At 29.1% G+C, this 13,744-nt stretch carries 14 protein-coding genes; 10 read left to right on the top strand and 4 right to left on the bottom strand.

Annotated elements, in window-relative coordinates; all coding sequences use genetic code 11:
• Positions 1 to 143: 143 nt before the first annotated feature.
• Both codY and ACQ3F0_RS21485 read left to right on the top strand, forming a co-directional pair.
• Positions 144 to 923, top strand: coding sequence for a GTP-sensing pleiotropic transcriptional regulator CodY (gene codY / locus ACQ3F0_RS21490; RefSeq protein ID WP_428867781.1), 780 nt, complete (start codon positions 144 to 146; stop codon positions 921 to 923).
• A gap of 23 nt (positions 924 to 946) precedes the next feature.
• Positions 947 to 1,846: an MBL fold metallo-hydrolase gene (locus tag ACQ3F0_RS21485; RefSeq protein WP_428867780.1), complete on the top strand. Its 900-nt coding sequence runs from the start codon at positions 947 to 949 to the stop codon at positions 1,844 to 1,846.
• A 170-nt stretch (positions 1,847 to 2,016) separates the two neighbouring features.
• Here ACQ3F0_RS21485 and ACQ3F0_RS21480 read toward each other — a convergent pair whose 3' ends face one another.
• Positions 2,017 to 3,345, bottom strand: coding sequence for an MATE family efflux transporter (locus ACQ3F0_RS21480; RefSeq protein ID WP_428867779.1), 1,329 nt, complete (start codon positions 3,343 to 3,345; stop codon positions 2,017 to 2,019).
• A gap of 105 nt (positions 3,346 to 3,450) precedes the next feature.
• Between ACQ3F0_RS21480 and ACQ3F0_RS21475 the strand changes: the two genes are divergently transcribed.
• The 5 genes from ACQ3F0_RS21475 to prxU all read left to right on the top strand — a co-directional run bounded on the left by ACQ3F0_RS21475 (position 3,451) and on the right by prxU (position 7,028).
• The gene (locus ACQ3F0_RS21475) at positions 3,451 to 4,284 is read left to right on the top strand and encodes a MerR family DNA-binding transcriptional regulator (RefSeq protein ID WP_428867778.1); all 834 of its coding nucleotides are present in this window, start codon (positions 3,451 to 3,453) and stop codon (positions 4,282 to 4,284) included.
• Positions 4,285 to 4,384: 100 nt separating this feature from the next.
• Positions 4,385 to 5,524, top strand: coding sequence for an AI-2E family transporter (locus tag ACQ3F0_RS21470; protein WP_428867777.1), 1,140 nt, complete (start codon positions 4,385 to 4,387; stop codon positions 5,522 to 5,524).
• Positions 5,525 to 5,543: 19 nt separating this feature from the next.
• Positions 5,544 to 5,822, top strand: a complete 279-nt coding sequence (locus ACQ3F0_RS21465) for a MerR family transcriptional regulator (protein ID WP_428867776.1) — start codon at positions 5,544 to 5,546, stop codon at positions 5,820 to 5,822.
• On the top strand, positions 5,819 to 6,079 hold the full coding sequence (locus tag ACQ3F0_RS21460; protein WP_428867775.1) for a GyrI-like domain-containing protein: 261 nt from the start codon (positions 5,819 to 5,821) through the stop codon (positions 6,077 to 6,079). The genes ACQ3F0_RS21465 and ACQ3F0_RS21460 overlap by 4 nt, the downstream gene beginning before the upstream one ends.
• Positions 6,080 to 6,416: 337 nt before the next feature.
• On the top strand, positions 6,417 to 7,028 hold the full coding sequence (gene prxU / locus ACQ3F0_RS21455; protein WP_487250449.1) for a thioredoxin-dependent peroxiredoxin: 612 nt from the start codon (positions 6,417 to 6,419) through the stop codon (positions 7,026 to 7,028).
• A gap of 356 nt (positions 7,029 to 7,384) precedes the next feature.
• Here the strand turns inward: prxU and ACQ3F0_RS21450 are convergent, their stop codons facing one another.
• Genes ACQ3F0_RS21450 through ACQ3F0_RS21440 form a run of 3 tightly spaced genes read right to left on the bottom strand, consistent with a single transcriptional unit; the run spans position 7,385 to position 10,511 of the window.
• Positions 7,385 to 8,272 (bottom strand): PHP domain-containing protein, encoded by an 888-nt coding sequence (locus tag ACQ3F0_RS21450; RefSeq protein WP_428867773.1) that lies wholly within the window; start codon positions 8,270 to 8,272, stop codon positions 7,385 to 7,387.
• Complete coding sequence (locus ACQ3F0_RS21445; protein WP_428867772.1) at positions 8,273 to 9,463, bottom strand: MFS transporter; 1,191 nt, start codon at positions 9,461 to 9,463, stop codon at positions 8,273 to 8,275.
• Positions 9,464 to 9,482: 19 nt separating this feature from the next.
• Positions 9,483 to 10,511, bottom strand: coding sequence for an ROK family protein (locus ACQ3F0_RS21440; protein ID WP_428867771.1), 1,029 nt, complete (start codon positions 10,509 to 10,511; stop codon positions 9,483 to 9,485).
• Between the two features lie 189 nt (positions 10,512 to 10,700).
• On the opposite strand from ACQ3F0_RS21440, the gene ACQ3F0_RS21435 reads away from it, so the two are divergent.
• The 3 genes from ACQ3F0_RS21435 (at position 10,701) to ACQ3F0_RS21425 (ending at position 13,744) form a co-directional block, all read left to right on the top strand.
• Complete coding sequence (locus ACQ3F0_RS21435; RefSeq protein WP_428867770.1) at positions 10,701 to 11,624, top strand: helix-turn-helix transcriptional regulator; 924 nt, start codon at positions 10,701 to 10,703, stop codon at positions 11,622 to 11,624.
• 195 nt (positions 11,625 to 11,819) lie between these two features.
• Entirely contained in the window at positions 11,820 to 12,587 is a 768-nt protein-coding gene (locus tag ACQ3F0_RS21430) for a GNAT family N-acetyltransferase (RefSeq protein WP_428867769.1), read from the top strand.
• 227 nt (positions 12,588 to 12,814) lie between these two features.
• The gene (locus tag ACQ3F0_RS21425; RefSeq protein WP_428867768.1) at positions 12,815 to 13,744 is read left to right on the top strand and encodes a MerR family transcriptional regulator; all 930 of its coding nucleotides are present in this window, start codon (positions 12,815 to 12,817) and stop codon (positions 13,742 to 13,744) included.

Below are 13,744 nucleotides of genomic sequence, written 5' to 3'. Positions count from 1 at the left end.
TTAAAAAAACTTTATAGTTTACTCTAAATTATATCATAAACATAAGATATGGTAAAGGTAACATTGTTTTGAAATTTTATAAATCTTTATTTATTAAATTACAGCATCAACTATAAGAAAAAATGTAAAAAGGGAGTGATAATATGACTTCAGAACTGTTGGAGAAAATGAGGTTATTAAATAATAAAATACTACAAAAATCAGGAGTTGAACATGTAGGATTTCAAGACATATGTGATACTTTAAGTTATTTATTAGGTAGTAATGTTTATATTATAAACAAAAAGGAAAAAATACTTGGGTATAGTTTCAATAATTCAGAATATGAAAGGGCAGACCATATTGATCAAAAGAGAAAAGATTTATCGCAATATTATAATAGCAAGTTTATGTCAATAAAAAAGATATTGCATAATATTGAAAATAATAGCAGATTAACCTTTGATGAAACTAAGTCTAGTGAAATAGAAGGCGAATATTTCATTATTACACCGATAATAGGGAATGGAGAAAGTTTAGGAACTATTTACCTAACAAGATTTAAAAAGAAATTTGATGACATAGACCAAATATTAGCTGAGTATACCGCAACAATAGTTGGACTTGAAATGATGAGATTTAGAAATGAAAAATTAGAAGAAAAATCAAGAAAGAAAGCAGAGGCTGAGCTAGTACTTAGTACACTGTCATATTCTGAGGTTGAAGCAATTGAACACATATTTAATGAATTAAAAGGTCCTGAAGGGCGATTAGTAACTTCAAAAATTGCTCGTAAAGAAGGAGTAACAAGGTCTATAATTGGTAATGCTTTGAGAAAATGTGAAAGTGCAGGAGTAATAAAGGCAAAATCTTTAGGAGCGCAGGGTACTCACATAAAGGTATTAAATGAAAAATTGTTATGTGCATTGAGAAGACTAAGATAGAAATAAAAAATGAAGGTGGAATTATGGAAATAAAGAAAGTAAAGGGAAATACATTTTGTATTGATACTGGAATGACATATGTACCTTTTTATAAGATTAATGATAAAGAAATTATTATGTTGGATTCAGGGTGGGCAAAAGGAGAAAGAGAAGGAATAGATGCGCTTTTGGAAAAGAACCAATTCAAAGTAGTTGCTATAGTTTGTAGTCATGCACATAGAGATCATATTGGAAATATCTCATATTTTAAAGAAAAATATAATTGTATTATTGCTATGCCAGCATATGAGGCTTTATTTTGTAGTTCAACGGTGAATCTAAAGGTTTATTATAGTAACCAGAATTTATCTGATGTAGAAAAGAACTTAGGACATTTGGTTTGCGAAACAGAAATAATGATTCTTAATAACCAAGATAGCATATATGTGTGTGGAATTAAATTTAAAATTCTTCATACACCGGGACATAGCCCTGCGCATATATGTATCACAACGCCTGATGATGTTGCATATGTAGCGGATGCGCTTATAAGTTATGAAGTCATGGAAGGAGCTAAAATGCCCTATGCTTATATAATAAAAGAAGATTTAAAAAGTAAAAAAAAGCTTTATGACTTAAAGTGTAGTAAGTATATAGTGGCACATAAAGGCATATATAATGATATTACAGAACTTATAACTGACAATATAGATTTCTATAAGAATAGAGCAGCAAAAGTATATGATGTTATAGAGGGTGCTATGACAATGGAAGATATTATGAAGGCTGTAATTATAAAGTGGAATATTAGTGTGAAAAACATTTATAAATATGCCGTAGTAGAAAGAATGCTAAGGGCAAATGTTGAATATTTAAATGAAATAGGAATGATTGAGCTAACTGTAGAGGATGGATTTCTTAAATATACTTCATTAAAAGCTTAACCATATATTATATAAGTGAATAAACCTTTAATATTGTCTATAAAAAATGATTTAATACTTATTAAGTATTAAATCATTTTTTAAAAATCACATGAAAATAACCTAAAAAATTTTTAGATTTATTGGAACTAATTTCGGGACTTATATGGAGGTAACTATATAATTTGTTCTTAACTAGACATACAATATTTTTTATTGCTTTTAGATTTCATAAAATAAACAACCATTATAGCACATATACCCTCAGCTAAAGGCTGAATTAGCCATACACCGGTCAACTTAAATAGGACAGGTAAAGTTAATGACCCTGTTAAGAAGAAAATAAAAGTTTTAGAAAAAGATATTAAAGCAGAAATCTTTCCGTTGGAGAGAGCAGTAAATAGTCCAGAACCATACATATTGAGCCCATTAAATATAAAACTTATAGAGAATAGGTATAAGCCTTGTACAGCAATAGAATAAACTGGATCTGATTGATTTACAAAAATCGATACTAATAATGGAGTTGTTATTAATGTTATTACAAATAAGAAAGGGCTGCAAATCATTAAAAATCGTCGGCAATATAAAAGAACTGTATTTAGTTCTTTTTCATTACGGGCACCATATTGGTAGCTAATTAATGGAGCTACACCTGTAGAAAATCCAATATATATTGAAGAAAAGATAAAGTTAATATAGAGTATAATGGATATAGCTGCAACACCACTATTTCCAGCATATTTTAGTGTTAATGTATTGAAGACCAATGTAGTAAAAGCAATAGCAATCTCATTAACCATTTCAGAAGAACCATTGGTTACAGTCTTTAATAGAAATGAATAATCTATTGGCGACAAGCTGAATGAAAGAACAGATTTGCCAGATTGAAAATGTGCAAATCCTATAAATAAGGATATAAATGCTCCTAAAAAAGTGCCTAATCCAGCTCCGGATATTCCCATACCCATAGGAACGATAAAAATATAATCTAAGACAATGTTAGTTACACCACCTAGAATAGACATTTTCAATGAAAGACCAGGATTACCATCTGCTCGCAAAAATCCCTCAAAGAGAACTTTGCAAATTAGTACAGGGAAAGATATAATCATAAAAAAACTATAATCTTTTGCATAAGGTTTTAAGGCTGTTGTGGCACCTAAAAACTGTAAAAGATGATTGTGGAATAATAAACAGATTACTGTTGCAAGGATACCAAAGCTTATACCAACAACCAGTAATTGAGTGAAGTTTTCACTTGCTTCTTTGATATGCTTTTGTCCAAGTTTAATAGACACAAGTGCCCCGCCTCCTGTGGAAAACATAATACCTACAGCAAATGCAATTGTATATAAGGGCAAAACAATATTAATAGCAGCTAAGGCGTTTGATCCTACAAAGCGTGCTACGAAAATACCATCTACTACGGTATAAATTGATATACATAGCATCACTAAAATAGATGGCAGAATAAACTTTGTAAAACTCATAGGGGTAATTTTTTCTTTGAAAATCATTATAAAAGCCTCCAAATTAAATAATAAATTTTATTGCATAGTGGTTACTTCTATACTAATATAAGGTATATAGCAACTATATAGTCAAGGAGAAGATAGAAAAAAATGATTAAAAAACAAAGTTTATTGACCACTGGGCAATTTGCTGAACTTTGCAATGTTTCCAAACAAACACTTATTTATTATCATAAAATTGGACTCTTTTCACCGTATTTTATAGATGAAAGTGGTTATCGTTATTATTCTTTGAGGCAACATGAGACGTTTCAGATTATTTGTATACTAAAAGAATTTCACACACCGCTAAAAGAAATAAAAGAGTATTTGAATAACAGAGATAGAGAGCAATATTTAGCCTTATTAGAAAAGAAAAATGAGGAAATGAAAAAGAAAATAAAAAGATTGACTAGATTATCTAATATAATTCAAAACAAATGTACAGACCTTACAAAAGGTATTAAAGTTATAAACAAAGGGCAAGAAGTTTTTTTTGAGACAAAGGAAGAAGTGGTATTAATTCTTAGCAAGCCAGTTTTACCAGAAGATAATAGTATGGATGAGCATTTCAAATACTTTCATGAGTTAGAATCTTATGTGCATGACATTGATGAAGGATATCCCGTTGGTGCAATTCTATCAAAGGAGAACCTATTAAAAAAAGATTTTAAACAACTGAATTATTTTACTGTAAGGATTAATAAATCAATAGGAGATTCTAGAGAATATTATTTTCCGGCAGGATGTTATTTATCAGTGATTCATAAAGGAAGTTACGAAGAAACTTGGAGAGGTTATGAAAAGTTATTTGCTTTTATTGAAAAAGAAGGATATGAATTTGATGGGGATTCTTATGAAGAAGGATTAGTGGACTTCTTAGGTGAAAAGGATGAAGAAAATTATTTTACCAAGATATCTGTTAAAGTAAAGAACAAAAGTTAATTCTTTCATTGACCTTCAAGTTACTTGAAGGTATATTATATATAATTAAGTAGACGAGCATTGATTATACGTATGATTTGTCTATAACTAAGGAGGAGCTATGTTTAAGGGAGTAGATAAAAAGAATATCATTACATATGTAAGTATTATTACATTAACAATAATAATATATTTGTTGTTGAGTAATTTAAGTACGGTAATTGGAGTATTAGCAAAGTTCATTGGAATTATGTCTCCAATTATTATAGGTTTTGTTATTGCCTATATTTTTAATATACCAATGAAGGCCATTGAAGAAAGAATATTGAGTAAAACCAAATTATCAAATAAGCTAAGGAGACCTATTGCATTAATTATAACAATTTTTGTTTTAATTTCACTTTTCATTGGGATATTCTCTTTTGCAATTCCGCAGCTTGCTGATAGTATAGATGTGTTAGGCAAAAATATTCCATCTTATGTAGGGATAGTTCAAAAATTTGTAGATACTTCTTTATCTCAATATAATATTAACGAAGAAATTACAGATAGAATAGTCAAGTCATGGAATGGATTGCTTCAAAATTTAACCAATATTGTGTTGGGACTTGTTGAGTCTTTATATGGATTTGTTTATGGATTGTTTTCTGGCATTGTAAGTACTTTACTTAGTTCAATTTTAGCTATATATATGTTACTTAGCAAAGAAAAGATATCTTTAGTGCTAAAAAAGGTTTTGTTTGCTTTTACTCCAACTAAAGTAACTAATGGGATAATTAAAGTTTTGCAAATTATGAATAAATCTTTTGAAAACTTTTTAAGAGGACAAATTTTAGAAGCACTTATTATTGGAGTCTTAAGTTTTGTTGGTATGACAATTTTTAGATTTGAGTATGCTCTTTTGATTAGTGTAATAGTTGGAATAACTAATATGATTCCTATGTTTGGTCCATATATTGGAGGTATTCCATCTTTTCTTATCCTGTTTATGGTAAGTTCAAGCCAAGCACTTTGGTTTATACTTTTCGTAATAGTACTACAGCAGATAGAAGGTAATATTATTTATCCTAGAGTGGTTGGCTCTTCTATGGGTCTTTCTGGATTTTGGGTACTAGTGGCAGTTATTATTGGAAATAATTTATTTGGTATGTTAGGTATTATTATTGGTATACCAATATTTTCTACTATTTATACATTAACGAGAGAAATTACTAATAACAAATTAGAAAAAAAGGGAATAGAAGAAGAGTTAAAGTTTTAGTATAAAGGGTGAGATTTCTATGAATAATAAATTTTCAATTGGCGAAATGTCAAAACTTCATAATGTTCCAATTAAAACATTAAGATATTATGATGAAATTGGATTATTTAAACCAATTGAAGTAAACAAAGATAATGGATACAGATATTATTCAACAGAACAATTCCAACAACTAAACACAATAAACTATCTGAAATTTTTAGGAATACCCTTGAAAGAAATTAAAAGTTATTTGGAGATTAGGAATATTAATTATTTTTTGGATCTGTTGGAGAAAAAAAATAAAAAGAATCGATGAAAGAAATTTTATTGGAAGATGTTATTGATAACAAACTTGCAAAAGCATTAAAAAAAGGGGAATATGCATGTATTTACTATAGAGGTTGTAATCATAAGGAATCTGAGAAATATTATAAAATACTATTGGGATATATAGAAAAGAATAATTACAAAATTATTGGAGATGCAATAGAAAGAGTTATTATTAATGAATATATATCTAATAATACAGATGATTATCTTACAGAAATACAAATTCCGGTTAAAAAACATTGACCCTCCAGCAACTGGAGGGTTTTTAATAAGTATATACTTATTTCGTTAAGAAAGAATTTACCATTAATTAAGGATTATATGCTCTGTTTTAATAGGCTCTCGTCTGTATCGATATGTAGGAATGTTAATTGGATTATTTGTGGATTAAAACCTAATTTGAAATAATGTTAATATTTTACTGGACACCTCATATATATAGATATTGATATTTATTTTTAAAGGAGGTGAAGATATGCCAGAAGAATTTAAGATAGGCTGTAAAAGACCAGACATCAAAAAACAAAAAAGTATTGAACATACGAATAGTGATATTTTTCCTAAAAAGGAGGATGTGGATATGTTGAAAGTAGGGAAGACAGCTCCTGATTTTACTGCACCATCATATTTTCAGGGAAAGTTTATGAGTGTGAATTTGAATGAATACAAAGGTAAATGGGTCTTACTATGCTTCTATCCTGGAGATTTTACTTTTGTCTGAGCTACTGAAGTTTCAGCAGTTGCTGAAAAGTACAAAGAATTACAAGATTTAGGAGTAGAAGTTATTTCTGTTAGTGTTGATAGTGTTTTTGTGCATAAGATGTGGAACGATAATGAATTATCTAAGATGATTGGTAAAGATATTCCATTTGTAATGGTGTCAGACCAAGGCGGAAGTATAGGGAAAATGTATGGAATTTATGATGAAGATAGTGGTATAGAAGCACGAGGGAGATTTCTTATAGACCCAGATGGAAATGTACAAGGGTTTGAAGTTTTAACACCTCCAGTTGGAAGAAATGTAAGTGAAACAATTAGACAAATTAAAGCATTCCAACTCGTAAGAAAAGCTGGTGGTACTGAGGCAACACCTTCTGGCTGGAAGCCTGGTAAGAAGACACTTAAACCAGGGCCAAAAATGGTAGGTAATGTATGGAAGGAATGGAAGGTAAGTGAGGCATTCGAAGATTAGTTGAAGCTAAGAAGAAAATTAGTGTGAAGTTATAATTTTTATGTTCTTCATTAAGAGAAGCAAAAGCTAATGACTCCTATATATAAAATTTTTATATGTAGGAGTTTTTATTCATTGTATAGGAATTTCATACTTGTCAAATGCAGTTATAACAATACATTGTAACATTGTGTAAAATATTTACACTGATTTATAAATTCCATCCTTCAGTGGTGAGAAGAAGCATATATAGCGTAAAAGTCATCGTAACAAACTTTAGAATTTCTTAGTGAAGTGGAGTGACTTTCTAGCTATATATGCATTTGTTCTCTGATAATCTTTCTTAGTTCTAAAGAGGTGTAAAAAAATCCTTAGTTTTAATAGTTTAATAAGGAATTCATTTCTTTCAAAAGTTCTTCGTCGCTAAAAGTATAATTGGTATTACCAAGTTTAACACTAGGTTTGTTTTTCCCATGAAAGTCACTACCTGCCGTAATAATCAATCTATTTTCTTTTGCCATGTTATAAAACAATTTACATTCTTTTCTATTATGATAAGATGAAAATGCTTCAATACCTTGTACACCAAGAGCAATTATTTCATCTATTTGTTCATAATTATCTCTAAAAGTTACTCCTGGATGTGCAATAATTGGAATACCACCATTATTTATAACTAAAGCTAATGCTTCTTCTATTGAAGGAAATTCCATATCAACATAACATGTTTTACCTTTAGAAAAGTAATCCCAATAAAAATTCACGTAAGGATTATCACTTCTATGTCCACCAGGTAGATATGGTGTTAGTAATTCATGTTTAGCAGCATAATTTTTATTTAATAAAACTTCTGCAATTTCTTCTGGGGTAACAATAAAATTATTTTTTAATCTTGGAAAATCTTCAATAGTTAAATAGAAACCAAGTTCATTTATTTTTTTTATTCTTTCAAGAGAAACAAGAGCCTCTTGCTCAAAAAGAGATCTGTATAAGTCATGAAATAATCTTGATTTATAATCAATGTTATACCCTAATAAATGTAGGTTGGTCTCTTTGTAAAAACAGTCTATCTCAATGCCAGGAATGAGTTTAATACCTATTTTTTTTGCATAATAGAGGCATTCATCAATTGCTTCTACACTGTTATGATCGGTAATTGATATAGTTTTAAGTCCTGCTCTTTCACATAGATTTATTATTTCTTTAGATGAATATTCCCCATCTAAACTCCACTTACTGTGCATATGCAAATCTATAACAGTCATTTAAATTGCCTCCTTGTTTTGAGTTATTTTGGCTAGCCTTTCGGAGCAGAAGAACATAATTAATATACAAGAAACTAAGTAAAATGGAAATATTGACATACTAGTATTTTTTGCTACTACGCCAAATAATGGTGGCAAAAAAGCATTTCCAATATAAGCAAAACCCATTTGATATCCAATAATAACTTGAGATTGACTCTTTCCAAAACGAGAAGGTGTTGCATGAATCATTGCAGGGAATATTGGTGAAAGTCCAAGTCCTATCAGAACAAAAGAACTAGCAAGTGCAAAATTGGGTAAAGGTAATAAGAGTAAAATAGTACCAGTTAATGCGATTTTTATACCAAGACGAATCATTTGAGTGTTATTTAATTTAAATGATATAAAACCGGAGATAAATCTTCCTAAAGTAATTCCCCCATAATACATTGCTACCCAAGAAGCGGCAGTCTCGACTGGTAAGTTTTTAATCTTCACAAGAAAACTACTACCCCACAAACCGACTGAAAGCTCTGTTGCACAATAGAATAAAAATGTTAAAAGAGCATATTTGACTCCATTTATTTTAAAAACATTTTTTCCTTTAGGGGTTTCTTTTACTTCATTTATTTCTTCTTTGTCCCTTTGTTTTACTGAATTCGCATGTTTTTTCCATAGAGGTAGGCTGATGAACAATATTATTGCTATGACTAGTTGAATAAAAGCAATAGTTCGATACCCTAGCCTCCATGAAGATGTTAGTAGTAAGGCTTGTGCCATAATAAGTGGACCTAGAGTAGCACCAATACCCCAAAATGAATGAAGCCAGTTCATATGATGAGCTTTAAAGTGTAGGGCTACATAATTGTTAAGTGCTGTATCCACTGATCCAGCTCCAAATCCTAAGGGGAAAGCTAATATAAGTAGCCATACATAAGATGGAGCAAATGAGAAGCCAAGTAAAGCTCCACCCGTCATAGCACAACTAAGAAAAGTTACTTTTCCAGTTCCAAATTTCTTAATAATATGACCACTTAGAAAGCTTGATACAATAGTACTACCTGTAATTAATATAGCAACAAGACCAACAGCATCAAGTGCCATACCCCATTCAGCCTGCATTATAGGCCAAGTAACACCAAGTAAAGAATCAGGTAGTCCTAAACTGATAAATGCTAAATAAATAATAATTAATAATACTATTGTAATCATGATAGTTCTCCTTATTATTTTAGTTTTTTTCAACTATTTTAATGCTGCAAGATAATTTTTCAAGAGCCATAGATGTCAATCCATTAATATAACTATCATGAATATCTTCTTCAAAAATCATTTCTGGGATATGGGCATCTGGTATTAAGCTGCATAGAAACGACTTAATTGATTCTATAATCTGTTCACTAAAACAGTATCCTGATAAAACAACACTTTTTGGATTTATAATGCAATTAATGGTCACTATAGTCTTAGCCACTAGTTCAGAAAAAAGAGGTGAATTTTTCTGAATATTGCCTTTGTCTTTAGAACTTATATTAAGTGGAAGGAACGATACTTCACCAGCAAAGTTTGTCTGTCCCCATAAGATTTCACCATTGATAATTATACCGGAACCAGGGTTTCCATCTACTGGATAATAGATATAGGCTAAGTTTTCATTAATTTTATACTGTGATTTACTATAAAATCCTATTGCTGTACAATTTAGATCATTTTCAGCTACAACAAGTAATTTATATTTGTTTGAAAAGTGATTTTCAATAGGTATATGACTTAGATTTTTGAAGTCACAAATACCTACAATACCTTTACTAACTACACCAGGTATTCCTAGTCCTAATACTTTGATATTAGGATAGATATTAAGTAACATTTCTACTGCATGTTCCAATTCTTTAATTGTTATATCATTATGCTCAATATATGTTTCATATACATTGACACCAATTATATTTGAGACAACACAAGATAAACTATTATAATTTCCTTCCTTACGAGCGTAAATCACAGCTACATAAGCATAGTTTTCATTATATACAAATCGTCTAGAAGGTCGGCCTCCTGTTGAAGGCTTTAAGTCTACCTCTAAAACTTCACCAGTCAAAAGTAACTCTTTTAGAATATTACCGCAAGTTGCAATACTAAGACCAGTTGCACTTGCAATACTAGCTTTAGTATTATATTTTTCTAGCTTGAGAGTTGATTTTACTATTTCAACATTAATTTGCTTTAGTTTCATTGAGTTAGTGGTAATTATTTTCATTAATACACCTACTTTCGTTAACACTTGTCATAAGTAAAATTATAATAAAGTTATTGGGACTTGTCAATTCGATATGTATGTGAATCAATGCAATAGAATTTTTATCCATTGAGTCATACAACTGGTAAAAAAAATATTTTAGATTTATAATTAGGATAAAAGCTACAAATAAGAAATTGGAGAATGATTATGAAAATAGATAGATTGTTTTCAATTGTAGTAATATTGTTGAACAAAAATAATGTGACTGCAAAGGAACTTGCTGAAAAGTTTGAGGTATCTACAAGAACGATATATAGAGATATTGATGTGTTATCATCCGCAGGTATTCCTATTTATACAAATAAAGGTACTGGTGGCGGTATATCGTTATTAGAAAATTATACAATTAGTAAAACTATGATCTCAGAAAAAGAAAGTGAAGGTATAATACTGGCTTTAAAAACATTGCAAACAACAAAGTATCCTAATATAGATACAATCATTAGTAAATTATCTTCGGTATTTAAAAATGTAGGTATAGAGGATTGGGTTAAAGTGGATTTTTCAGACTGGGAAGGTAACACTGATAGCATGGATAAGTTTAATACTATAAAACAAGCTATATTAGGTAGTCAAACTATAAGATTTATATACTTTAATTCATATGGTGAAAGAGCAGTGCGTGAAGTTAATCCTGTTAACCTTATCTATAAAGGACGAGCGTGGTATCTTTGGGCTTTTTGCAAATTAAAAAATGATTTTAGGATATTTAAAATAGATAGAATAAAAGAATTAGATATTTTAGAAGAGAATTTTGAAAGAGAAGAATTGGTTAAGCTAAAGAACTATGAATATAAAGAGAGCTTTAATCCTTATAATAAAATGGTGGAATTAGAATTAAAATTTAATTGTGCTGTTTTATATCGTTTGTATGATTATTTTGATGATAAAGATTTAGTTATGAATGATGACGGATCATATTTACTAAATATTGCTTTTCCAGAGGATGAATGGATTTATTCGTTTCTGCAATCTTTTGGAGGAAATGTTGAAGTTATTAAACCACAATATATAAGAAATGAGCTGATAAATAGATTGGAAAAAAATCTTAGAATATATAATAATAGATAAAGATACGAAGTAGTTTATCTATATAGAGACATACCACTTCAACTATAAATCTATGCAGGTCCAAAACTCACTGAAGCCTGAGATTTTGGACTTACATAGATTAACTTTTCGTAAGGTATGTCTATAATATGACAGACTGTTGTCAAGTTAGGTTTGATATTATTAGATTATAAAAGAAAAGAGATGGTGTTAATAATGAAAATGGACTTTATAACAGTAACAAAAGATAATATAGAAGAGGAGCACATCTGTTGTGCTTTTTCTGATAAAAAGAGTAAAGAAGGGTATAAAGCAAAGAAAAAATGGCTTGAAAAGCAATTTGAAAATGGTTATAAATTTATCAAATTAAATGAGAGAGCTAAAGTATTTATTGAATATGCTCCATCTGAAATAGCTTATCTACCTATCAATGCTCCTAACTATATGGTAATAAATTGTTTTTGGGTATCTGGTAAATATAAAGGTAATGGATACGGAAAAAAACTATTAGAAAAATGCATTAAAGATAGTAAAAAGAGTGGAAAAGATGGGATTACGGTTTTATGTAGTGATAAAAAAAGACCTTTTATGTCTGATAAAAAATTCTTTTTAAAACATGGTTTTGAAAAATGTGATACGGCAGAACCTTATTTTCAGCTCTTATATTTAAAATTAACAGAAAAGAATAAAGCACCTCAATTTTTAGAAACTACAAGAAATGTAACCTGTGAAAATAACGGTGGCTTTACAGTGTATTATTCTAATCAATGTCCGTATATGAACTATTATATTGATTTACAATCGAAAATCGCTGAAGAAGAAGGATATATTTATGAAAAAGTGCTTATAGATAGTAAACAAAAAGCAATTAAAAATCCATCACCTTTTACTATATATTCATTATTTTATAAGGGTAAATTTATAACTCAAGAACTTACAGCTGAGAAAAAATTTCGGAAGATAATAGAAGAAATGAGAGATTGAAATAATGATGAACAGAAAAGTTTCAAATTTATGAAAGAGTTTTGTATAAATAACAACATACAAAGGAGTTCTATGAAACATCGTGAAATTTATCTTACGGATGCAAGAAAGACTAAGCCAGAAAAATTGAAAACAGTATTGAGATTTAAAGTATAAATTATAAGTTTCAAAATAGTATTGACTAACACCCAAGGGCATAGATTATCATTAGTTTTGAGGTGATTTTCATGAAAATAAATGAGGTATGCAATTTAACAGGATTAACTAAAAAAGCTATAAGCTATTATGAAAAGCAAGAATTAATAATGCCAATGAAAGATAAAAATGGATATCGGGATTATGCTAATAAAGATATTAAGCTATTAAATGAGATATCTTTATATAGAAAACTTGACATATCAATTAAAGAAATTAAATTATTACTAGCTAGTGATGATAAAAAATCCATCTTAAAGAATATAATAATTGATAAGCAAAAGAAAGAATTTCAAATTAAAGTACAGAAGGTATTCTTAGATAAGATTATTAAAGGAAACTTTGAAGAAGAAGATATAAAGCTATTAAATGAAAAAATTATAAATAATGAAAAAAAATCTGGTGAGTTTATAAAAAATGAGCTAAAGAGAGCTTTCCCTAGTGGGTTAGGTTTATATTTATCATATCATTTTTCACCCTATTTAAATGAACCTATTAATTCAGAAGAAAAATATAATGCATGGATTAATATAGTAGAATTTTTAGATAATCTTCCACAGTTAAATATTAAAATGCCAGAAGCTGTTCAATCCTATTATGAAAACATATCAGAGGAAATGCATAAGAAAATAGTAGAAGGCACAAGGGAAGAAATTTTGAAGATGGTAAATGCTGAAGGAGAAGAACTAGAAAAGTATAAGAAAAAAATATTAGATACAATTGAAAATCAAAATGATAAAGAGATAGCTGAGGCTATGAAGCCAGTATTTAAATTTAAAAAACAAATGAATGAGTTTTTCAATAACAGTGGATATTATAATATCTTTTTACCTAATATGAAAGTTTTAAGTAATGAATATAAGGAATATCATAAAAGTCTTTTAATGTTAAATGAAAAACTATCTAAAGAATTAGGCATAGAGTATGATGAAAATATGAGGATAGTAAAAACTGTAAAGTGA

Origin of the sequence: Clostridium sediminicola, from assembly GCF_050402865.1 — a bacterium.
Classification (GTDB): Bacteria; Bacillota; Clostridia; order Clostridiales; family Clostridiaceae; genus Clostridium_AF; species Clostridium_AF sediminicola.
This window is presented reverse-complemented; position numbering and strand designations above follow the sequence as displayed.